Annotated in this window: 22 protein-coding genes; 11 read left to right on the top strand and 11 right to left on the bottom strand. The window is 30.1% G+C overall.

Going from position 1 to position 21,921, the window contains the following annotated elements; all coding sequences use genetic code 11:
- Positions 1-219: 219 nt before the first annotated feature.
- On the bottom strand, positions 220-1,641 hold the full coding sequence (locus ACREVU_RS11260) for an oligosaccharide flippase family protein (protein WP_431551693.1): 1,422 nt from the start codon (positions 1,639-1,641) through the stop codon (positions 220-222).
- 374 nt (positions 1,642-2,015) lie between these two features.
- Here ACREVU_RS11260 and ACREVU_RS11255 point away from each other — a divergent pair, with 374 nt between their 5' ends.
- Together ACREVU_RS11255 and ACREVU_RS11250 are read left to right on the top strand one after the other, a co-directional pair.
- A complete protein-coding gene (locus ACREVU_RS11255) occupies positions 2,016-2,933 on the top strand; it encodes a polysaccharide deacetylase family protein (protein ID WP_431551692.1) in 918 nt (305 codons plus the stop codon).
- A 63-nt stretch (positions 2,934-2,996) separates the two neighbouring features.
- Entirely contained in the window at positions 2,997-3,695 is a 699-nt protein-coding gene (locus ACREVU_RS11250) for a tetratricopeptide repeat protein (RefSeq protein WP_431551691.1), read from the top strand.
- A gap of 18 nt (positions 3,696-3,713) precedes the next feature.
- Here the strand turns inward: ACREVU_RS11250 and ACREVU_RS11245 are convergent, their stop codons facing one another.
- From ACREVU_RS11245 to ACREVU_RS11220, 6 genes are all read right to left on the bottom strand, one after another.
- Positions 3,714-5,093 (bottom strand): oligosaccharide flippase family protein, encoded by a 1,380-nt coding sequence (locus ACREVU_RS11245; protein ID WP_431551690.1) that lies wholly within the window; start codon positions 5,091-5,093, stop codon positions 3,714-3,716.
- Between the two features lie 35 nt (positions 5,094-5,128).
- Complete coding sequence (locus ACREVU_RS11240) at positions 5,129-6,178, bottom strand: alcohol dehydrogenase catalytic domain-containing protein (protein ID WP_431551689.1); 1,050 nt, start codon at positions 6,176-6,178, stop codon at positions 5,129-5,131.
- Complete coding sequence (gene ispD, locus ACREVU_RS11235; protein ID WP_431551688.1) at positions 6,178-6,888, bottom strand: 2-C-methyl-D-erythritol 4-phosphate cytidylyltransferase; 711 nt, start codon at positions 6,886-6,888, stop codon at positions 6,178-6,180. Before ispD ends, ACREVU_RS11240 begins: the two co-directional genes overlap by 1 nt.
- A gap of 12 nt (positions 6,889-6,900) precedes the next feature.
- Positions 6,901-7,980 (bottom strand): CDP-glycerol glycerophosphotransferase family protein, encoded by a 1,080-nt coding sequence (locus ACREVU_RS11230; RefSeq protein WP_431551687.1) that lies wholly within the window; start codon positions 7,978-7,980, stop codon positions 6,901-6,903.
- A 145-nt stretch (positions 7,981-8,125) separates the two neighbouring features.
- Positions 8,126-9,730, bottom strand: coding sequence for an N-acyl-D-amino-acid deacylase family protein (locus ACREVU_RS11225; protein ID WP_431551686.1), 1,605 nt, complete (start codon positions 9,728-9,730; stop codon positions 8,126-8,128).
- A 133-nt stretch (positions 9,731-9,863) separates the two neighbouring features.
- Positions 9,864-10,448 carry a TetR/AcrR family transcriptional regulator gene (locus ACREVU_RS11220; RefSeq protein ID WP_431551685.1) on the bottom strand — a complete coding sequence of 195 codons (585 nt, stop codon included), beginning with the start codon at positions 10,446-10,448 and terminating at the stop codon, positions 9,864-9,866.
- Between the two features lie 167 nt (positions 10,449-10,615).
- Here ACREVU_RS11220 and ACREVU_RS11215 point away from each other — a divergent pair, with 167 nt between their 5' ends.
- Positions 10,616-12,304: an oleate hydratase gene (locus tag ACREVU_RS11215; RefSeq protein ID WP_431551684.1), complete on the top strand. Its 1,689-nt coding sequence runs from the start codon at positions 10,616-10,618 to the stop codon at positions 12,302-12,304.
- Between the two features lie 40 nt (positions 12,305-12,344).
- On the opposite strand, the gene ACREVU_RS11210 is transcribed toward ACREVU_RS11215, so the two are convergent.
- Together ACREVU_RS11210 and ACREVU_RS11205 are read right to left on the bottom strand one after the other, a co-directional pair.
- Positions 12,345-13,037, bottom strand: coding sequence for a hypothetical protein (locus ACREVU_RS11210; RefSeq protein WP_431551683.1), 693 nt, complete (start codon positions 13,035-13,037; stop codon positions 12,345-12,347).
- Positions 13,038-13,148: 111 nt separating this feature from the next.
- A complete protein-coding gene (locus ACREVU_RS11205; RefSeq protein ID WP_431551682.1) occupies positions 13,149-13,913 on the bottom strand; it encodes a DUF975 family protein in 765 nt (254 codons plus the stop codon).
- A 254-nt stretch (positions 13,914-14,167) separates the two neighbouring features.
- Here ACREVU_RS11205 and ACREVU_RS11200 point away from each other — a divergent pair, with 254 nt between their 5' ends.
- From ACREVU_RS11200 to ACREVU_RS11185, 4 genes are all read left to right on the top strand, one after another.
- Entirely contained in the window at positions 14,168-14,746 is a 579-nt protein-coding gene (locus ACREVU_RS11200) for a TerD family protein (protein ID WP_431551681.1), read from the top strand.
- Positions 14,747-14,777: 31 nt separating this feature from the next.
- Positions 14,778-15,377, top strand: coding sequence for a TerD family protein (locus ACREVU_RS11195; protein WP_431551680.1), 600 nt, complete (start codon positions 14,778-14,780; stop codon positions 15,375-15,377).
- Between the two features lie 179 nt (positions 15,378-15,556).
- Complete coding sequence (locus ACREVU_RS11190; protein ID WP_431551679.1) at positions 15,557-16,861, top strand: MATE family efflux transporter; 1,305 nt, start codon at positions 15,557-15,559, stop codon at positions 16,859-16,861.
- Between the two features lie 48 nt (positions 16,862-16,909).
- Entirely contained in the window at positions 16,910-17,731 is an 822-nt protein-coding gene (locus ACREVU_RS11185; protein ID WP_431551678.1) for a MerR family transcriptional regulator, read from the top strand.
- Positions 17,732-17,770: 39 nt separating this feature from the next.
- Here ACREVU_RS11185 and ACREVU_RS11180 read toward each other — a convergent pair whose 3' ends face one another.
- On the bottom strand, positions 17,771-18,265 hold the full coding sequence (locus ACREVU_RS11180) for a hypothetical protein (protein ID WP_431551677.1): 495 nt from the start codon (positions 18,263-18,265) through the stop codon (positions 17,771-17,773).
- A gap of 281 nt (positions 18,266-18,546) precedes the next feature.
- Between ACREVU_RS11180 and ACREVU_RS11175 the strand changes: the two genes are divergently transcribed.
- From ACREVU_RS11175 to ACREVU_RS11165, 3 genes are all read left to right on the top strand, one after another.
- Positions 18,547-19,704: an ABC transporter permease gene (locus ACREVU_RS11175; RefSeq protein ID WP_431551676.1), complete on the top strand. Its 1,158-nt coding sequence runs from the start codon at positions 18,547-18,549 to the stop codon at positions 19,702-19,704.
- Positions 19,697-20,371, top strand: a complete 675-nt coding sequence (locus ACREVU_RS11170) for an ABC transporter ATP-binding protein (protein WP_431551675.1) — start codon at positions 19,697-19,699, stop codon at positions 20,369-20,371. The genes ACREVU_RS11175 and ACREVU_RS11170 overlap by 8 nt, the downstream gene beginning before the upstream one ends.
- A gap of 114 nt (positions 20,372-20,485) precedes the next feature.
- Positions 20,486-21,211 (top strand): YybI family spore inner coat protein, encoded by a 726-nt coding sequence (locus ACREVU_RS11165; RefSeq protein ID WP_431551674.1) that lies wholly within the window; start codon positions 20,486-20,488, stop codon positions 21,209-21,211.
- A 104-nt stretch (positions 21,212-21,315) separates the two neighbouring features.
- Here ACREVU_RS11165 and ACREVU_RS11160 read toward each other — a convergent pair whose 3' ends face one another.
- Positions 21,316-21,474, bottom strand: a complete 159-nt coding sequence (locus ACREVU_RS11160) for a hypothetical protein (RefSeq protein ID WP_431551696.1) — start codon at positions 21,472-21,474, stop codon at positions 21,316-21,318.
- A gap of 4 nt (positions 21,475-21,478) precedes the next feature.
- On the opposite strand from ACREVU_RS11160, the gene ACREVU_RS11155 reads away from it, so the two are divergent.
- On the top strand, positions 21,479-21,793 hold the full coding sequence (locus ACREVU_RS11155) for an aminotransferase class IV (RefSeq protein WP_431551673.1): 315 nt from the start codon (positions 21,479-21,481) through the stop codon (positions 21,791-21,793).
- Positions 21,794-21,921: the final 128 nt, after the last annotated feature.

Here is a 21,921-nt window from a genome sequence, read left to right as displayed (position 1 = left end):
TAGTTTCTATATCTGAGACATATTTATTAAAACATTAATTTCTATTGAACCGCCGTGTACCGAACGGTATGCATGGTGGTGTGAGAGGTCGCTAAATAAATTAATTATTTAGCTCCTACTCGATTCTTTTCATAACTAAATATATTAAAAATAAAATTAGGCTAAGGCACGTAATGATATATGTGTCTCAGTCTAATTTTAGATTGTATTAAAACTCTATTATATATTTTTTCCAAACTTAGCAGATATAAATGATTTAACTACATTAATTATGTTTAAAAGACAAACTCTATTTATAAATAGAAGAAGTAATACAATAAATGTATTAATAAATACATTATTAATTGTAATGCTACAGAATGAGAGTAATACCATTAAAATTGTATTATATAAATATAATTTTAGATCAAACTTAAACCATAATCTTCGAGATATTAGTGTTCTCATCCAGAAAAATATTATATATGAAAGTCCTGTTGATATAGAAGCTCCAACTGATCCAAGCTTAGGAACTAATACATAATTACCTATATAGTTACTTAATGCAGCCACTAAAGATATTATTATGTTAAAATAGGTTTTTCTAGAAAAAGAAATTCCTAAAGTTGTAGTTTCAGATATTGTGTACATAATTGGGAAAAGTAATAAAAACGGAACACTTTTTGCTGCAGTAATATAATTTGAAGAAAGTAATTGTATTATTATATCTTTAAAGAGCACAATAAATGAAAACACAACCACCATTACTGCTAAAATAGTGTCACTAACTTGAACATATTTATCATTCGAAACCTTTTCTTTGTGCCATCTTAATGCTGTGGGAACCCAAAATGTACAAAAGGCACTTTGTATAATTCCTAAAACGGCTACTATTTTAAATGCAGCTGAATAGATTCCAATTTCATTAAATGTGGACCATTGCCTAAGTGCAAGCCTATCCATAGAACTAAATAACCAACCAATTAAGGTTGCGGGGACTAGAGGTATCCCATATTTAAATAATTTTACAAGTAATTTTTTATCAAGTTTAAATTTAACTTTCCAAACATGTTTTACAAAATAACTTTCTACTACACAAATTATAATTAAACTTATAAAAGTTGCGTTTATGATGCCTTTAAAGCTTCTATCAATAAATATTAAATATGGAATTAATACCACTATATTTAATACTTTATTTAAGATATTAAAAAAAGAATATACTTTAGCTTTTTCCTCCATTCTTAATACCAGTAAATTAAATCTATCTATTATTGCTAAAGGTAAGGATAGAGCTAATATAATTATTATATACTTTTCTACTCTGTCAAACATAAGTAAGGATGTCTGTTTATAAAAAACCACATAAAGAAAAGCTAATATAATAGAGAAGAATAAGGGGAAAATCATAGAATTCCAAAATAAATTATTCTTATTTTCACTCTCACTATATTCTCGTACAAAAGCTTGATCTAGTCCTAAAAAAACAAACATTGAACTTAGGGTATAACCCATAGTATACATAGCTGCTTTTCCAAAGTCATTAGGGGAAACAAAGTAAGTTGTAACAGGTACCGTAATAAATGATAAAACAGCAGCCACTATAGGGCCAATTGAAAATCCAAATAAGCTCTTTAAAAATTTTTTCGAATCTTGTTCCATTTAATTCACTACTTTCATCTTTATTTATTTTGTTTTACAATACATCTGATTATAAGCTCGTTTTATTATATCCTTTTTTCTTATCTTATGCACTATTTGAATAAATATTATGATGAACATTGTATAAACAATGTAAGATTCTGCATTAAACACTATAAAGAACAAAATCTCCCTACGGTCGAGTAGTGCCACCCACGTGGCAAGTGGCAAAAGTGACAAGCTGTAGCGTATAGCTGTTATCCACAGACACTTCCGCAAGCTGTTTCCTATATAATAAAAAAATTTTTCTTTATTTAATATCAATAAATTGGTATTATGTATAGTATAGGTGCAATCAGCTTATATTAAGAATAAATAGTAAAAAGGGGAATATTATGAATTTAAATAAGAAATCACTTATAATGATTATAATAGTTGCTCTTATAGGAGGCGTAGGTCTAACTTATAAAGCTTTTAGGTTAAAAAATCATAGTGAAACAAATAATATAAATATACTAGAGAAAAAAACACCTGAAGTAAATAGTGAGGATGGAAAATCAACACCAAAGCAAAAAAATGGATTGGCTGTATATGATACTAAAATCCAAAAAAAAATCATTAATGTTGTACCTATTTTTCATGTACACAATAGTAAAATACCAATATTAATGTATCACTCTATTAGTTATGAAAGTGGAAATACGGCAAGGATTCCCAAAAAAAAGTTTAGGGAGCAAATGAAATATCTTAAAGACAATAAATATACAACATTAACATTAGATGAACTTTATAGCTATATGCTAACAGGTAAATTAGTACCGAGCAAACCAATAGTTATAACTTTTGATGATGGATATAATGATAATTACGCTGATGCATATCCTATACTAAAGGAATTTGGATTAAAAGCAACTGCGTTTGTAATTACCAATACTATAGATGTAGATAAAAATTATTTAACTTCTAATGAAATACAATCCTTGGATTCAAACAATATAAGAATTGAAAGTCACACAGTTGCACATGAACAATTAGATAAGTTATCCTATAGTGATAATGTAAACACAATGACGGCTTCAAAAGTTAAATTAGAAAAAATACTGGGCAGAAAAATAAATTATCTTGCGTATCCTTATGGAACTTACAATGACAGCACAATAAAAGCTGCTAAAGAATCAGGTTATAAATTGGCTTTTTCAACAGAGTATGGCTGGATAGATAAGGATGATAATATTTATTCATTAGGGAGAATTTTTGTTAATTCAAAATTAAGTTTAGAACAATTTAAAGGCAAATTAAATCCTAAAAAATAATATTTGTGTAGAAGTCTACAATTAATAATTTTATAATTCTAGATAAAGGGAATAGGTGGAAATGTGAAATCAAAATCATTAAAATTCAAATTGATAACTTTTGCTGTTTTTGCTGTTATAGCAGTGGGAGTAGCGGTGAATATTGCAATAAATAACAATAATAATAAAAACAAAAATATTAAGGTAACAAATGATAACACTGATATAAAAATTATTGAAAGCAAGGTAACTAAAATATCACAATCAAAAGCAATGGAAATTAAAAAACAACAAGAGAACTTAGAGAAGATGTGGAAAATAGGATATGATGAATTTTTTGCAAAACAATACAAGCAAGCTATTGAAACAGAAAACAAAGTTATAAAGGAAGATCCTAACTTTTATAAAGGTTATGCTGTTTTAGGAATTGCTTTAGCTTACAGTGGGGATTTTACAAATGGTATGGAGCAAATTGATCAATCATTAAAATTGAAACCTGATTATGGGTATGCAAGATTCAATAAAGCGCTAGCTAATGAATTATTTGGACATTATGATGAAGCTATTAAATGGTATAAAAAAGATCTGGAAGTGGAAAAATTCGAATGGAGCTATTATGGTATAGCCAGTATTTATGGAAGAAAAGGGGACGTCAATAATACAATAAAGAATTTAAAACTAGCAATTGAGATTAACCCCAATGTTAAAAATACGGCAAAGGGTGAAGCGGATTTTGATAATGTACGCCAAAGTACGGAATTTAAAAAATTAATAGGAAAATAGAAAAGCCATAAGTTTAAATTAACTTATGGTTTTTCTTTTTCTATTAACAAACTTCAAATATATATCTTTTATATCAGCATTGAATAAAATGTATTCTGTAACCATCATACTCATAATAAACATAAATGCTTTGATTAATGATGGAATAGGCATTATTCTAATAATTTCAAAGCAAAACAAGTATACTATAAAATGTATTATTTCATTTTTGTGAATTTCTAACCCTTTAAAGTCAAATGAAGAATATAGATACCACACAACTAAGGTGACAAGTGTAGCATATGCAATCATTACAGGATCCTTTAATATGTATGTGGCAAACGCATTTAATATAAATGCTAATGCTACCATTTTAGAAGCTACAATTAAATACTCCTTGCCTCTTTTCCCCACTTTATAAAGATTTGCATATAAAACATTTGTTAAAGTAATAAATGGTATACCAATTATTAATATTCCTAGCACTTCTAAGGAAGGAATATATTGTTTTAGGAAGCTTTCTACTATAACTTCTAGCACAAAATAGCCAGCAGGTGCAAAACTGCATATTAATATAATGTATTTTTTAACATTTGAGACGACTTTTGCGTCACCCTTATTTCTTGCTAAATAAGGATAAAATAGAACTGTGATTGAGTTTATCAGGACTATAAATAAGCTTAGCATTGATACCGCAAAAGAATAAAATGCAAAATCATTATCTGTGAATTTTACCATAACAAACCATCTATCCAAAGTAACAAATAGAAGACTTATAGCATTGGCTATCATTATAGTAAAACCCATACTTGTTATGGATTTTATTTCTGAGCGCTTTATTTTTTCTGCTTTTTTTGTGGAAGAAACAATTAAGACTCCACTAACTATTGCTATAAATATATTTCCAACAACTTGAATCTGCATATACAAAATTGGTGATTTAATAATTAATATAACTGCAAGAATAGATGTTAAATTTACTATATTTTGCGCTATTCTTATGACTACATATTTGTTGAACTCACCTGTTGCTCTATATAATAGAGAAACAAATAACACAACCTGAAATGGTAATATGTAAAATACAAAGTACCTAAATGCCATATCTTTTATAAAAAACATTGAAACGATAAATAAAATAGCTACTGCAACTATTACAATCCTTAGCATAACATAGAAATAGCCTTTTATTTTCTCTTTTTTTATGTCTGCTATATCTTTACCACCTAATATTAAATACATTCCATCTGAAAATCCAAAATGAAGCATTCCTGCATAGGTGATATATAACGTAAATGTTTTTAGATAACCATAGGACTTAATATCAAAAACCTTTGGTATTACGAGTCCACTCAATATACCAATTAATATACCAAAACACTCTACAAATATTACTCTTAGTGATTTCTTTATGTTCATTTAATTTCCTCTAATTTCATTTGATTTATATTGCTTTAAAATTTGAAATCCATAATGTGTTTTCCAAGTGATCTACTTTGAGATTCTGTTTCAAATATCTTATAATAATCTTTAATTCCATAGATAGGGGTTACATCGATAATTAGTTTTGAGATATCTAAGCTAAAATCTGATTTTTTTAGTAAATCTGCTGCAACCTTGAAATCTTCTACATTACTTCTTGTAACTCCATAAAGTGCTAATCCTTTTTCTAATATTTTTCGTGTGTTAATTTTTATGGGATTTTCTGATACACCAGCCAATACTAATTTAGCTCCAGGGAGTATACTGCTTAAAATTTCTTCAATTCCAATTTCGGCCCCAATACCACCTATACATTCAAAGGCCACATTAATTTTGCTTCTTTTAATTAAGGGATCATTTGAAAGGTGAGTCTGAACCCCCTCAAATTTATCTAATTTTTCTCTGTTATGTCCTATAACTATAATAGGTCCCTTATGTACCTGTTTGAGTACAGAGCATAATATATACCCAAGGATTCCATCACCCCAGATGCCTACAACATCTTCATTATTTAATACTATTCTACGAATTGCTGCATTTGCAACAGAAATGAGTTCTGAAAAAACAGCAATATTAGTATCAATGTTATTGCCTATTTTCACAAGATTGCCAGCTGGATATGCAATATAATCCTTAGAAAATCCATTATAACTACTTGAGGCAAATAGTGCTTTAGGGGAGTAGTTTTCTCCTAGCCGCGTGTCATTGCATAATGAAATATCAAACTCATCTTGTTTTTCCTTTTCAATCATTATATTTGGAACTAGTGCAACTCTGTCTCCCTTTTCAAAGGAATTTGTAGGGTCTTTAACTATGGTACCTATAGCTTCATGAATTAAGTTGATTGGGTACTTAAGGTCAAGTGTGCGTGCGTCTCTATCTCCTAGATAATACCTTATATCAGCCTTGCATATAGCCGCTGTTTCAATTTTTACCACCGCATGTCCTAAACTCACTTCTAAATCTTCTATGTATATTTCAAACCTTTTAGATTGAACAATTTTAAATCCTCGACATAACATTATATTCTCTCCAATTTACTCATCTTAATTATGGACTTCAGTAGAAGCAGGTCTTCCATAGTAGTAATTTTAAAATTTAGTTTATCTCCATTTACTAGATGAACTTTTTTACCATAATTAAGTACTAACCTACAGTCATCTGTAGAATCTTGAAGTTCCGATTTTGATGCTTTTTTGTGGGCATCGTATATAGTTGAATATATGAAACTTTGAGGAGTTTGGCCTAGGTATAACTCTTTTCTCACAGGTATTGATGATATAGTATGGTCGTCAATACTTTGTATTATAGTATCGGATGCTGGAATAACAGTATCTACGGCACCATATTTTTTGGCCCCTTCAATATTATCAATTATTATTCTATGAGAAATCAAAGGCCTTGCAGCATCATGAATAACTACTATATCCTCTGGACTGATATCTTCCTCGATGGCCATTAATCCATTTAAAACTGATTCCTGCCTTGTTTCTCCACCGTCAACTATCCATTTTATTTTATTGAGCTCATACTTCCTAGTCCATATCTTTATATCCTCGTGCCATTCTTTAAGGCAAACAACTGCTATTGCATCTATTTGCTCGTGTATATCAAATGCCTCTATTGTATGTACAACTATTGGTTTACCATATATATCAATAAATTGCTTAGGCTGATCAACTATTCCCATTCTAGTGCCTTTTCCGCCAGCAAGTATAATAGCTATATTCATTAAATTTACCTCCTATTTTTTATATGCAAGATCTAATATTAAACTCCACACTCGTTTGCAACTATTTCCATCCAAATATTGATAGAAGTTCTTTTGAGCCTTTTTTCTAATATCTATATATTGATCCTGGTTTTTAGTTTCATTTATATAATTTATTAAATCATCAATGTTTTGAAGTTTAGGGCCGGGTGTATCTGAATATCTGTTGAAATCTATAGCAAGTCCTCTTTCGTTTTCATACTGCAGTCTATCGTAGGGTAAAAAACAAATAGGTCTATCAAGTACTAAGTAATCCACATAAATTGAACTATAATCAGTAAGCAACATATCAGTAATGGCCAGCACCTTTTGAGTTGATATTTCTTCATCAAAATTCATTGTTAATATATTACTCATATTATCAAAAATTTTGTCATCTATTAGCCTCTCTAAAGGGTGGGGACGATAAATCATTTTCCAATTATTATCTCCCATAAACTTGTCAAATTTTATCCAGTCTTCCTTGAGTATTGGAAAATCTTTTTCTATTTTAAATCCTCTCCAAGTTGGACAAAACAATAGGATTTTTACACCTTTAGTATTATGTTTCAGGTCAAAATTTTCCCTACAAGTATTAATATATTCCTCGTCGAATAACATATCATTTCTCGGTAATCCTAGAGGCATATAATTTGGGAGAGGATATTTATCCAATTCAGCAGATCTCAAAAAATAAGTGCTATCTCTTTCAGATAGGGTTACAACATTTTTTATTTTAGTTCTAATACCCTTATAAAGATCCATTTCTCGTTTAATGTTAAGCTCACTATTTCCTGGAGTCTTTTTAGTGCCATAACCATGACTCATAAAAACACCATCTTGAGCTTTTGAAAAAACACTAGTTGTATAATCAGAAACAACAACAGAATAATTTTTAAGCATTTGACTAGTTCTTAGTTTATAGTATAGAAATTTATTGTTTTTATACTTATGGAAACTGCTATATTCTACAATGATATCAGTACGAGTTTTTTTTATATTTTCCTCATAGTAACTATATAGTGCTTTTATATTATCTTCAGTTTGAGATGTTAATAAGATTCTTTTTTTCAAAGCTATTCTCTCCTTAAATTTTCAAGTATATTCACTGTAATATAAGTGTGTTTTCTATACAATTTAGTATACCATAATACCTTTAGATAAGTGTTAATGTTTTATAAAACTTGAACTATGAGCACATAACACTTCTTTTTCAGAACTATATTTTTCTATAGACTTTTCCATATTTACTTTTACATACTAGACCATCTTTTACAGCAATTTTGCCATTTAATACAACAAATTTAACTCCAATAGGTGCTTTAGTTGGATTAAAGTAATCCTCAAAACCTTTAATTTCTTTAAAATCAAATATAGTTATATCGGCAGTTTTACCTACAGCTAGCTCGCCTATATCACTAAGACCTAAAGTTTTTGCGGGCAGATATGATATCTTATATATAGCATTTACAAGGGAGAGGATCTTTTTATCTCTCACAAATTTACCAATAAATAGTGGGAAGTTTCCATAAAGCCTTGGATGTGGATTTCCAGCTGGTATGCTGTCTGATCCTACCATTTGAAGTGGATGTTTTATTAGTTTAAAGGTATCTTCCTGCGAAAACACATTTAGAGTTACTATTGCTACTCCAAACTGTTCTTCTATAAGGAGTTGTATTGCAAAATCTATAGCATCAATACCTAAATCACTAGCAATCTGACCTACAGTCTTTCCAAGGTACTTTAAATTTTTTCTCTCTTTTACTGAAGTTATAAGTATGCCATTCCAACCTGTAATTAAGCTATAATTGTCCCAGCCATTATAATGAGTTTTGATGCTTGCAAGTTCTTCTTTAAGCTTTAGAAGCATATTTTTATCTTGAAGTCTTTTAACCATTTCGGCGCTACCTCCAGCAGTAACCCAAGGAGGTAAAAGCTGAGTCATAAGGGTACTTCCTGATAAATATAAATGTTCATCAAAAGTTATTTTAACTCCCTGCGTTACTGCGTTATCTATATAACTCATAAGCTTTTCTGCATCACAGCCCAAATCCTTAGAGTTATAAGACCTCATGTGAGAAATATGAAGCTTTACCTTAGACTGCTTCGCTATATAAATTATTTCTTCTAGTGCATTTGTTATAGTATCATCATGATTTCTAAGATGAACCATAACAATTCCATCATACTTTGCTATAACTGTGCAAATAGCAATTAACTCGTCTTTTGTGCTAAAAATCCCAGGTATATATTGAAGCCCTAGAGACATTCCAAAAGCACCAGACATCATAGCATTCTCCGCTATGTTACACATTGCGCTAATTTCCTTTTTAGTTGATATTCTACTATCAAAGCCCATAACACTTGTCTTAATTGCTCCATGTGAAATAAGAATTGTAAAATTATTTTTGAGGCCTTTTGAATTTATTTGATGTATATAATCATTAACATCAGAAAAACCCCAGTTAAAGCTAGGATCACCAACTACTCCTCTTATGTAGTTTTTCCATATGCTATTTTCACTTTCAATGCAAGGAATAACTCCCAAACCACATTGGCCTACAAGTTCCGTGGTTACCCCTTGCATTAATTTTAAATTTTGAATAGATTCATCCATAAAAGGTACTAAATCATTATGACTGTGCACATCAATAAACCCTGGACAAACTACTAGTCCAGACGCATCTATAATTTCTAGGGCTGGTTCATCAATAGTACTTTCAATCTTTGCCACTTTTCCATCCTTTATTCCTAAACACCCTTGATAAGATGTAGTACCTGTTCCATCTACTATACAACCGTTTATTATTTTTATATCTAACATTTTAACCCATCCCCTTACTTTAAATATAATACTTTACTGTTTTTTATGCAATAAAAAGGTAACAATCTAACATTTCATTAGAAGAAAATTAAGAGGGATTTCTGCAGAGAAATCCCTTTACTGTATTCTATCTTCATTGTGTCTTATTAAAGGCTTCATACTGTATTAATGAATTGATCATACTTCCTCGCACTGTTATGGATAAGGTCTCTATGATTTTTTCGGGGTTTTCTTTCATACCATTTTGTATCCACTGAACAACTAGGCCTAAAAATGCAAGTGTGTAAAAATTGGCGAGGAAATTTTTATGTTCCTCATCTATCTGCATATCTCCTGTCTGAGTAGTAACTACACTTTGTATTAATTGATAGGTAACAGAGTAAAGAAATTTCTCTAAATGTTCGCGACCTAACGAGTGATAGGCGCAAAGACATATTTCACTATTATTTTGTATGTATAAAAATAAATTAAGAAAGCCCTCTTGCCATGTATTATAGGTTGCATGTTTTTCAAGTTCTGCAATAGCTTCCTTTTTGTACATCCATTCCAATAAATCATATATATCCTGAAAGTGATAATAAAATGTACGTCTGTTTAACTTGCAACCATCCACAAGTTGTTGCACAGTAATTTTATTAAGGGGCTTTGCATGCATCAGATTCTTCAACGAATCAGTCAGAAGATTTTTTGTCATTTCGGACATAATGGAATACGCCATTTTATCACCTCATTTTTAATTTATACATAGATTCATTACACAATTCAACAGTTTTGTTGCAACATTACACAAATTCACTATGTTGGTAATATCACTCGCTTTTATTATAGGCTATGATAATGATAGAAAGCAAATTAAGATAAAAATTATGAAAGGGATGTTGTACTATGGGTAACTATCAAAGAATAAATCCACTAAAAATGGATGGAATTGAAAATAAAAAAGCATATTTAATCGGTGGGGGTATCGCTTCTCTTTCCGCAGCAGCTTATATGATCCGTGATGGACATATGGATGGTAAAAACATTACTATTATGGAAGAAACTCATGTTTTGGGAGGCGGTATGGATGGTGCTGGAGATGCGGAGCATGGATATATTATCCGCGGTGGCAGAGAACTAGAGGAGCATTATGAATGTTCTTGGGATCTGTTTGGTTTTATTCCTTCATTAACTAATCCAAGCAGGACAGTTTTAGATGAATTTCGTGAGCTTAATCTTGTAGAACCTAATGAATCTAATTGTCGATTAATTCATAACTGCGGAGAAAAAGCAGATTTTTCATCTTTAGGATTATCGGATAATCATATAAAACAAATTACAAAACTTTTTCTTGTCACTGAAGAGCAACTTGGCGCAACTACAGTTGAGCAATTTTTTAATCCTACTTTTTTAGAAACAAACATGTGGTATTTTTGGAGATCTATGTTTTCTTTTGAAAACTGGCACAGTGTTGTTGAGATGAAAAGATATATGCAACGTTTTATTCATTTACTTCCTGGTATGAATCAGCTCAAAGGAATTATGCATACTGAGTATAATCAGTACGATTCCATGATTTTACCTCTTATTACTTGGCTGAGGAGTAAGAATGTAAAATTTGACCTACACACACAGGTAAATGACTTGGATATAAGTATTAATGGCAAGGAGAAAACAGTAACTGGTATTCATCTAGTTCGTAATGGAAGTTCAGAAAAAATTATAGTGTCACCAGAGGATATTGTTTTTGTTACTAATGGTTCAATGACAGAAAACTCTACTTTGGGAAGTATGTATACACCAGCTGTTTTGAATAGAGATACGTTAAATAGAGGGTGCTGGAATCTTTGGAAGAATATTTCGCAAAAAGATCCTTCATTTGGTCATCCAGAGGTATTCTGTAATAACATTGATAAAACAAAGTGGGAATCCTTTACCATGACATTTAAGGGACCATTTATGGGTGATTTCCTTAAGAAATTGACTAAAAGAGATCCTGGTGTGGGTGGGGTTGTTACCATAAAGGACTCTAGCTGGCTTATGAGTTGGACTTGCTCGAAGCAGCCTCACTTTATAAACCAACCTGACGATGTATTAGTTATGTGGGCATATGGTTTATTCCCAGACAATGTGGGTGATTTCATCAAGAAAAAAATGTGCGATTGTACTGGTGAGGAACTTGTCTCAGAGTTGTTATACCATATGGGACTTAAAAATAAAATTGATGATATATTAAAGACTGTAATTGTTATTCCTTGCATGATGCCTTATATCACCAGCCAATTTATGCCTCGTGTTAAGGGAGATCGACCAGATGTTATTCCGAGCGGCAGTACAAATCTTGCATTTCTTGGACAATTTGCGCAGGTTGAAGACGACTGCGTATTTACTGTAGAATACTCAATTCGTACGGCGATGACGGCTGTTTATAAATTACTTGGCATTGAAAAACAAATAATTCCGGTCTATGCATCAAAATATGATATACGAGTGTTAATGGCGGCTGCTAAAACATTATATAGTGGGCGATTGATTCCAGGCGAGAGCATTATCAAAAAACTTATCAAAGATACTACACTAGAAAATTTATTGTAAAAAATAAAAGGGATTTCTCAACAGAAATCCCTTTTTGCGATTACTCATTTGCACTACTAGTTTTATTCTGCAATTCATCAAATCTCTTCATAACCTCAGAGCAAGTATTTTTACATATTTGTGGTAAATCACTTCTTGTTGCATCCTTAAAATCCAATCCTGCTTGTGCAAATCCTTTTTCGACTGCTACCCGCATTTGTTGTATCTTATCAGGATTATCTCCTGCTAAAGATTGTGCCATAGCCATAATGCGGTCAGCTACTGCAGTTACAGAATATACTCCACCTTCTTCTATTGCCTCATTTGCACCTTCTGGAGTTGTTGCCAATTTGGGATATGCATTTTCTACAGAACCAAATATTTTAGTAAGTAAATCTGTAGTTTCTTTTGACATTTCATTAATTCCGCTTTCAGTTGATTTTCTAAGCAAGTTATTCTGATTGTTTATTGTATCACTTATGAATTTTTTTATAAAATCGATTTTGATATTTTCTTGTCCCTCTTTTAAAGCTATAACTTCTTTCGTTGAAAGTTTCTTTTGTGCAAAGGTATAGGTTAAGTTTATATCGTCTTGCTTTGTAGATTTAACAAAGGTATCAGCCCTTAAATCTTGCGTTATGCCTTTGATTTCTGAAGTACCATTATTTTCATCATTTTTATCGGTTTCTTTTTTTGTATCATTTTTGACAACGTAATTTGAAGTGTTAGTCTCTTTAATTCCAATAATATTCATATAATTAAATACTCCCCCTTTTTTATTATTAATCTGTATTTATATTATCGTTCAATTATTAGGAAACTTAATATTAAGCGGGTCAATTTCACTCCCTATAGATAAGAATTATTAATCAACATATAAAGGCTGCTTTAATTGAAGCTCATCATAGCTGCATATACCCTGATCCAATGCAGTCTTTCGTAATTCTATATACAATTCAGCTTTTGTAGCATTTTCATAAGGCATTACAAACAATACTCCAACTAAAAGTAATATGGTACCTAATAAATACCATCCGATAAATGAAAGATCTAATATCCACATATCCATTTTATTACCGTCAGTCATTTTATTACTTAATTCTAGTGCACGAGTGCAGCTAATATTTGGATTGTCTGATAAAATGTAGGGCACCATTCTATATGCGTAAGTTTTTATAATTCCAGGAACGATAAGTAGTAAGGTCCAGAGAAAGGTTAGAACAGTCCGCCATAGCATAGTTGTTACAATATTAAAATACCTTCCGCTACTAAACCCATATCCTAAATAATTTAGATCTGTTTTATTTTGTGATAACTGCACAAAAAAACGTCTTCCGCCAACTTCAAGGGGATAACCCACTAATATACGAAATGCTATTGCAAATATAATTAAAACAATTATTATTGTCACGGTAATCAAAAGCAAAAAAGGGAAGATATTAGTAATAATTTTAGGAAAAGGAGTATATCCATTCGTTGATGTACGGTTACCAGAATTCCAGTTTAGGTTAAAAGAACTATTTTCGTTTCCTCCAATAATTGCTATAACCAAACTAGCCCAAAATGCCCTCCAATAAGAAACTTTTAAAACAGCTTTTGCTTTATCTTTTAAGACTTCACGACTCCACATTTGTTATCCTCCTCTTATAAATTATTTTGCCTAATATGTATAATCATAACTCTTTATGATTGAATTAACAATATTAGCCAAGATAAAGTTACTTTATATTTTCTTATCTGTAATGATTAAGTTTAAATAGTGGATATATGGAAAACTTAATACAAAATTAACATATATCCTGTAATTATATGTTAATATAATATTAGGCTTATGCTAATACCAAATTAAATTTGAATTATAAACAAAGAAGGGGAGGAATTAACATGGCAGTTAGTTTAAAAAAAGGACAAAAAGTAGATTTGACTAAATCAAATCCGGGCCTTAAAAAAGTACTTATAGGACTTGGTTGGGATACAAATAAATATGATGGTGGATCTGATTTCGATTTAGATTCTGCTGCTTTTCTTTTAGGCGAAAATGGAAAGGTAACTGGCGATGGAGATTTTATTTTTTATAATAACTTAAACCATGCTTCAAATTCTGTTACTCATCTAGGCGATAACTTAACTGGTAATGGTGATGGTGATGATGAACAGTTAAAGGTTGATTTATCTGCTGTTCCACAAAATATAACAAAAATAGATTTTACAGTAACTATTAATGATGCAGAGACCAGAAGACAAAACTTTGGACAAGTTTCTAATGCATTTATAAGAATATGCAACGAAGAAACTGGAGCAGAATTAATAAGATATGATCTCGGAGAAGACTATAGTATAGAAACAGCTGTAATAGTTGCTGAATTATATAGAAATGGATCTGAATGGAAATTTAACGCAATTGGTAGTGGCTTCGAAGGTGGACTTGGTGCACTATGTTCAAATTTTGGAATAAATAATTAATTGAATTATAAAATGAAAAGAAGGTGTTTTAATGAGTATTAATTTAAAAAAAGGACAAAAGGTTGATTTGACAAAAGGAAACAGTGGAATATCGAAATTAATGGTTGGTCTAGGTTGGGATGCAGTAGCATCACCAGCAGGTGGCGGTATATTCAAAAAAAAGGCTGCTGATATTGATTGCGATGCTTCAGTTTTAATGATAAATACAGATGGTAAGCTTAAAGGTATGGAAAACGTTATATATTTTGGTAATTTGAAAAGCCGTTGTGGTAGTGTAGTACATACCGGAGATAATAGAACTGGTGATGGCAATGGTGATGATGAACAAATACTTATAGATTTATCAAAAGTTTCGCAGGACGTAGATAAATTAATATTTGTTGTTAATATTTATGATTGTATTAAAAGAAATCAAGATTTTGGCCAAATTCAAAATGCATATATAAGAATTGTAAATTCTACAGACAATGCAGAATTATTAAAATACAATTTATCTGAAAGTTATGCAGGTAAGACTTCACTAATAACAGGAGAGATTTATAGACATAATAATGAGTGGAAATTTTCAGCTATAGGTGAAGGAACTAATGAAGGCTCGTTAACAGGACTTATTGAAAAATATAGAAAATAAATATAAAACTAGAGGCCATATCTTAGAAAAGTAAGATATGGCCTCTAGTTTTAGTATTTTTATCACCTGACGTTATTATTTAATATCACATTTTACTATTAATAAAGAATTTGACTCTATAGTAACAACATAGTTTATAATAGGAAAAGTGCGAAAATAATAAAAAAGGGTGGATATATATGACAAAAAGATTTTTAAAATATGCTGTTCCGTCAGCAATCGCAATGTTTATTTCTTCTTTATATACAGTTATCGATGGAATATTCGTAGGACAAGGTGTTGGGGATTCGGCATTAGCAGCGGTTAACATAGTGTTGCCATTTACAGTTATGTTGTTTGGCCTGGCATCTATGTTTGCAATAGGTGGGGGAGCTCTAGTCTCTAAAAATTTCGGAGAAAATAATACTGAAAAGGCAGTAAATATATTTAGACAAGTATTTGTGTTCCTAATTATAATTAGTGTGGGAATAAGTATAATAGGTGCTTTGTTTACAGAGGAAATAGTGAATTTGCTAGGAGCAACGGATAGGTTACAAACTTTGGCTGTGGAGTATTTAAGGTTCTACTCATTATTTTGTATTCCTAATTTAGCAGGAATAGTTCTTAGTAGTTTTGTTAGAAACGATGGAAAACCAAAACTTGCAATGGTTTCTACAATATGCGGTGCTGTAACCAATATAATATTAGATTATGTATTTATATTTCAACTTGATTTTGGAATAAAAGGAGCAGCTATTGCTACTGGACTTGGTCAAATAGTTACAGTATGTATGTTATTACCTCATTTCTTAAAAGGAAAAGGATGTTTAACTTTTGCAAAGGTAAAAATAGATAAGGAACTTATTAAAGAGTTTTCACTTATAGGTTTTCCATCATTCTTTGCGCAGGCAAGTTATTCAATAATTGTGTTATTGCATAATATAGCTTTAGCTAAATACGTTGGGGACATAGGAATTTCTGCATATAGTATATTAAATTATTTAACTACAAATATATATATGGTTCTTTATGGAATAACACTAGGAGTTCAACCACTTTTAAGTTACAATTATGGAAAGAAAGATGCTGAAAAATTGATAGGATTCTTTAAAATAACATGTATATCATCAACTATAATAAGTGGAGCTTTTGTTATGATAAGTTTTGTCTTTGGACAGAAACTTATAGGAATATTTACAGGGGATCCATATATAGCACAATTAGCATATAATGCTCTTAGAATAGCATGTTTTAGTTATTTTGTAGTAGGATTAAATCTAAATACACTTGTATATTATCAAGCTATAGAAAAACCAATATATTCTAATATAAGTTGCATATGTAGATCTGTCATTTTTTTGCCAATATGCTTAACTTTATTTGGAAGCATTTTTGGAATATATGGAATATGGATAAGTGCAACAGTATCTGAAACTTTAACATTTATAACAATAAAATTAATTGCAAATGTAAAAACTTCCACACAAGCAGTTTTAGCAGAATAGAATTTAGGTAATTAAATAAAAATTATGGAATACAAGTGAGGTGAGGATATGGGCACAAGTTTTTCAATAGGAGAAATGTCAAAGCTACAAAATATATCAGTTCAAACATTAAGATATTATGATAAAGTTGGATTATTAAAACCCTCATATATAAATGAAAAGAGCAGATACAGATATTATTCTGCTAAACACTTGGTAAAACTTGATTTAATAAAACAGTGTAAGGCTATGGGATTATCCTTAGATGAAATAAAGGAATTAATAGAAAATTATACTTCCTTTGATTCTATCCTTAACATAATAAGTAAGCAAAAGGAAATGATAGATACTAAAATAAAAGAATTTAACATAGTAAAAAATAATATTGCTTTTCTTGAGGAAAACATAAAAAATTCTTTAAAAGAAGGTATTGATGATGTTTTTATCAAATATAATAAGGAAAGAAAATTTATTAAATATAGTAATACAAAAAGATATACAGAAGAGTTTGAAATAAATTTAAGTGAGATATTAGTGTCTTTGGAACAAAAATATAGTAACTCACATAAACAACTTGCTTTTGCTGTATCATACCAAGATATAAAAAAATATGATGAACTAATATATAATAATATGTTAATTAGTGTTTCAGAGGATGTTACAAAAGATGTTATTAATTTAATAACACTTCCGAAGGGAGAATATATAACATTAAATTTTGATGATGATTACAATGATACCAGCAAGTATTATAAAAGTCTTGTTGAGTATATAGATAAACATAATATTGAAGTAAGTGGAGAATTTTATGAAATATATATAATGACTAGGGTTGGGAATGATGGTAAGGAGATGTCTTTAGGACAAATTCAAATATTAATGAAAAAATAATAATTGATTTGAATTTTCTTGTTTCAAGAGTATTATCTCTTAATCATCGTTTACTTTAGATAATAGAATTTTTTTGTTTTTGAAATATATTAAAATGGTAGCTCCTGAAACAAAAAGAATTTCATGAGATAAAATATCTTCATTTACTGGAATAAATTCATCATATCCCCAATCATCAAAGCCTATACAAGTACCCTCACCTTCCCATTGTTCATAGTTAATACTAAATTTTACTACATTTTTATAAGTGATTTTCCATGTAATAAGACTATATGTAATAAATATATCAATTGACATGGGGTTTTCTCCCCGTTTATCTTTATTATTTATTTTGATGTTTTTAATAGTATAATCATGAAAACGTTCATTACATAAATACGACTTTAAAAATTTTTTAGAAAATCTATTTTGTATTGACTCAAAAACCTCATTATAGGCTTTAGCATTTTTATTCCATTCAGCGATTGATTCATCTATAATTTTCTCGGAATCACTATTACTCCCTCGCCATAGGTCTAATGTAAAATACTTCATAAATACACCTCTCAATTACTACGTATAATTTAACTAATACCCCTTATTTCTAATCAATATTATACCATTAAATACAATTTATATAAACTTATAAAGCACACTTAATATGGACTGTATATTCTAATGAATTTGAAACTTTATGCAGTGAATTAATTGTTTGTTTATAAAATAAAATGTCGTTTTATGATAGAATTAACACTAACAGTTTATATTTTTTTCGGAATAATCATTAAATTATTATAAAATTCTAAAAATAAGGAACATGGCGGAGGCTAGATAGTATGTTTACAGCATTAAAAATAGCCTGGAGATTTTTAATAAATAGTAAAATTCAAACATTAGTAATAATTTTAGGAATTGCCATAGGTATATCAGTACAAATATTCGTCGGGCTACTAAGTATGGGACTTGAAACCTCACTATTGGATAAAGTCGTTGGTAATTCAACGCATATAACAATCTATCCTAAGAATAAGACAATAGAAAATTATCATAAAGTGCAAGATAAAATTAAGAAACTGGATAATAAAGTAACATCAGTGGCACCAGTAGTGGAGTACAATGCATCTATTAATTTCAATCATATGTATGAACCAATACAAGTTAGAGGTTTTGTTTCTAAAGATTTGGATAGCCTATATAATATAAAAGATAAAATTTATAAGGGAAGAGCAATTAAAAATACTGGAGAAGCATTGATTGGAAAAGAGCTTAGTGAAAAATTAGGCTTAAAGATAAATGATGATATTTATATAATAACTGCAGATAGAAAGAAAAAGGTCCTAAAAGTGGTAGGACTTTATGATTTTAATACAATGAAGGTTAATAAAACACTAGTTATTATAGATTTAAAATATGCTCAAGATTTAGCGGGTTTTGGTGATGCGGCAACATCATTGGAATTATCTACAAGTGATCCTTATAATGCAGATATTATTGCAGGAAAAATAGAAAAAGGGCTTTCGGATAAGAATTTAAAGATAGAAAATTGGAAAGTTCAAAACAAGATGTTAGTAAGTGCCATAATGGGTGAAAAAGTATGCAGTGTAATAATTCAACTTAGTGTAATGATTGCAGCTGTTTTAAGTATTATAAGCATAATGAGTATAAGTGTAGTTCAGAAATACAAGGAAATAGGTATTTTAAAGGCAATGGGAATAAAAGATGGTTCTGCTGGCTTTGTATTCATAATTCAAGCTTTTATATTAGGTGTAGTTGGTACTTGTATAGGTGTGGGATTAACTTATTTATATATAAGAGGCTTTAATAAATTTACAAGTGCAACAGGTGGGGGGTTGCCTTTAGTTACTATAGTTATTAATTATAGTTTTATAATTAAATTGTCTATTATTGATATAATAGCAGCAACACTCGCAGCATTTTTCCCATCTATAAAATCCTTTAAATTAACACCTGTGGAGGTCATAAAAAATGGATAGTATTATAGAATTAAAAAATATTAATAAAATTTATGGGAAAAAAGTGAAAACACAGGTATTAGATAACATAAATTTAACTATTGATAAGGGTTCCTTTAATTCTATTATAGGAGCATCAGGAAGTGGTAAGACTACCTTATTAAATATAATAGGCATGTTAGATAAGCCTACGAGTGGACAAGTGCAATTGGATGGTAAAATAATAGACAAAATGAGTAGAAGGGCCTTAGCTTCAATTAGAAATAAGGAAATAGGTTTCGTATTTCAATTTCATTATTTATTACCAGAGTTTAATGCTATTGAAAATGTGCTAATGCCACAAACTATAAAAAAATCATTTTGTTCTAGAAAAGCCCGTGAAAAAGCAAAAGAACTTCTTGAACTAGTGAGACTTCCAAACGTTAAAAAGAATAAAGTGTATGATTTGTCAGGAGGAGAGCAGCAAAGGGTTGCCATTGCTAGGGCACTTATGAATAGTCCTAAGATAATACTGGCAGATGAGCCTACAGGAAATTTGGATTCTAATGCGTCAGAGAATATCTACAATATATTTAGAGATATAAATAAAAGTCTTGGAACTACTTTTATAATAATAACTCACGATGAAAGAATAGCAAAAAAGACAGACAGAATAATTGAAATAGCAGATGGAATTATTACGTCTTAAGAGAACATTTATAAGAAAAAGAATATTTGTATATAGCGAAGATTTTTTTGTTGGAACAGTTTACTTTTTAGCTCATAAGTTATTATATAAAGCATGTAATAAAAAGGAGCAGTTATGTATAATAGTTATTTTAGAGCTGATATGATAAATTCTAGCATTGTAGCCTATGCACAGGGAGACGTAAACGGAAATAGAATACCTGACAATATATATTTAACAGGTATAAAGATGCCAGACAGCCCATTTATTCAAAATATAACACTTGTAATACAAGATGGTAGGACAGGTGGAGTTAATAGTATAGTACTTAGCGAAAATGCTGGATATAACCCTACTCTGATTTTGGGGGATTTTACAGGAAATACTGTAGATGATATCTTAATAGGTATTAACACCGGTGGTAGTGGTGGGATTATGTACTACTACATTTACTCATTTATTAATAACACAGTACAATTATTGTTTGATTTTAATTTATATAACCAGCAATATGAATACAATGTTACTTATAAAGACAACTATAAGGTTCAGGTTGTCAGTGTGAAAAACAATCAAAAATACATTATAGATATATCTAATAAGGGAACTGATTATTTAAATGAAATATATTATGATGACGGAAGGCTAAAAAGCCCAATCAGTGGATTTGTTAATCCTTTAAGTGGTTTATATCCTGTGGATTTCGATTCAAATAAAGTATATGAGCTTTTGGCATATCAAAAGATAGCTGGAAGATATAATGCTGATTCACTGGGTTATATTTTGAATACACTAAAATGGGAAGATAATAAATTTGTTTTGGATAATCAAAATGTAGCTATTTTTGGGTCAAAGGCATAGATGATGATTTTAGGCTGGCACTCATTGCATGGAAGATATTGATAAGGATTTTGTTATTAAAGTTAATTATGGTGACATAATGGTTGCTGGTAATAGAGCATGTTCTATACCCATTTTGTTGAACTATTTATAGCTACTGGTGTTGTTATATCATTACCTAAAACTAAGTCAAGATTTGCCATAATTAATTGGCCTACTTTTACCTCACAAAGGTTAAAATGGATTAAGTCCAACACTTCTTGATGAGGATAATAGACTTGCAATATATTGTACTCCCAAACACCACCTCCAAGTGATGATATATTAGAGGGAATAACAAGAGATACTGTAATGAAAATAGCTAAAGAAGAATTTGGGATTGATACAGTTGAAAGAAGTATTTCTAGAGCCGAAATTTATGGGGCGGATGAAGTATTCTTTAGTGGTACGGACATGGAGGTTACTCCAATAATTTATATTGATAGAAGAATAATTGGTTCGGGTAAAACTGGACAAGTTACACAAAATATAAAGGATATTTATATGACTATTACAAAGGGTAAGAATCCTAAATATCTAGAATACTGTAGGCCAATATATTAATATTATGCATAAGGTAATAAACTAATTTGTGTAAATTTTTTAACAGTAAATAAAATATTTAAACCTTAAATTATAGAAACTTTAGCCCAGTGGATTAGCGAAAGAGTCCACCTGGCTAAAGCTTTTAT

It is taken from the genome of Clostridium sp. (assembly GCF_050717535.1).
Taxonomy (GTDB): Bacteria; Bacillota; Clostridia; order Clostridiales; family Clostridiaceae; genus Clostridium_AD.
Note: the sequence above shows the minus strand (reverse complement) of the source record. Positions and strands in the feature narration are given on the sequence as shown.

What these genes read in the sequence shown, in the direction of transcription:
- ACREVU_RS11215 (WP_431551684.1), top strand. Translation starts at nt 10,616, where the DNA reads ATGGGTAACTATCAAAGAATAAATCCACTAAAAATGGATGGAATTGAA.
- ACREVU_RS11240 (WP_431551689.1), bottom strand. Translation starts at nt 6,178, where the DNA reads ATGTTATGTCGAGGATTTAAAATTGTTCAATCTAAAAGGTTTGAAATA.
- ACREVU_RS11260 (WP_431551693.1), bottom strand. Translation starts at nt 1,641, where the DNA reads ATGGAACAAGATTCGAAAAAATTTTTAAAGAGCTTATTTGGATTTTCA.
- ACREVU_RS11225 (WP_431551686.1), bottom strand. Translation starts at nt 9,730, where the DNA reads ATGTTAGATATAAAAATAATAAACGGTTGTATAGTAGATGGAACAGGT.
- ACREVU_RS11195 (WP_431551680.1), top strand. Translation starts at nt 14,778, where the DNA reads ATGAGTATTAATTTAAAAAAAGGACAAAAGGTTGATTTGACAAAAGGA.
- ACREVU_RS11180 (WP_431551677.1), bottom strand. Translation starts at nt 18,265, where the DNA reads ATGAAGTATTTTACATTAGACCTATGGCGAGGGAGTAATAGTGATTCC.
- ACREVU_RS11200 (WP_431551681.1), top strand. Translation starts at nt 14,168, where the DNA reads ATGGCAGTTAGTTTAAAAAAAGGACAAAAAGTAGATTTGACTAAATCA.
- ACREVU_RS11220 (WP_431551685.1), bottom strand. Translation starts at nt 10,448, where the DNA reads ATGGCGTATTCCATTATGTCCGAAATGACAAAAAATCTTCTGACTGAT.
- ACREVU_RS11255 (WP_431551692.1), top strand. Translation starts at nt 2,016, where the DNA reads ATGAATTTAAATAAGAAATCACTTATAATGATTATAATAGTTGCTCTT.
- ACREVU_RS11185 (WP_431551678.1), top strand. Translation starts at nt 16,910, where the DNA reads ATGGGCACAAGTTTTTCAATAGGAGAAATGTCAAAGCTACAAAATATA.
- ACREVU_RS11245 (WP_431551690.1), bottom strand. Translation starts at nt 5,093, where the DNA reads ATGAACATAAAGAAATCACTAAGAGTAATATTTGTAGAGTGTTTTGGT.
- ACREVU_RS11170 (WP_431551675.1), top strand. Translation starts at nt 19,697, where the DNA reads ATGGATAGTATTATAGAATTAAAAAATATTAATAAAATTTATGGGAAA.
- ACREVU_RS11190 (WP_431551679.1), top strand. Translation starts at nt 15,557, where the DNA reads ATGACAAAAAGATTTTTAAAATATGCTGTTCCGTCAGCAATCGCAATG.
- ispD (WP_431551688.1), bottom strand. Translation starts at nt 6,888, where the DNA reads ATGAATATAGCTATTATACTTGCTGGCGGAAAAGGCACTAGAATGGGA.
- ACREVU_RS11165 (WP_431551674.1), top strand. Translation starts at nt 20,486, where the DNA reads ATGTATAATAGTTATTTTAGAGCTGATATGATAAATTCTAGCATTGTA.
- ACREVU_RS11210 (WP_431551683.1), bottom strand. Translation starts at nt 13,037, where the DNA reads ATGAATATTATTGGAATTAAAGAGACTAACACTTCAAATTACGTTGTC.
- ACREVU_RS11205 (WP_431551682.1), bottom strand. Translation starts at nt 13,913, where the DNA reads ATGTGGAGTCGTGAAGTCTTAAAAGATAAAGCAAAAGCTGTTTTAAAA.
- ACREVU_RS11175 (WP_431551676.1), top strand. Translation starts at nt 18,547, where the DNA reads ATGTTTACAGCATTAAAAATAGCCTGGAGATTTTTAATAAATAGTAAA.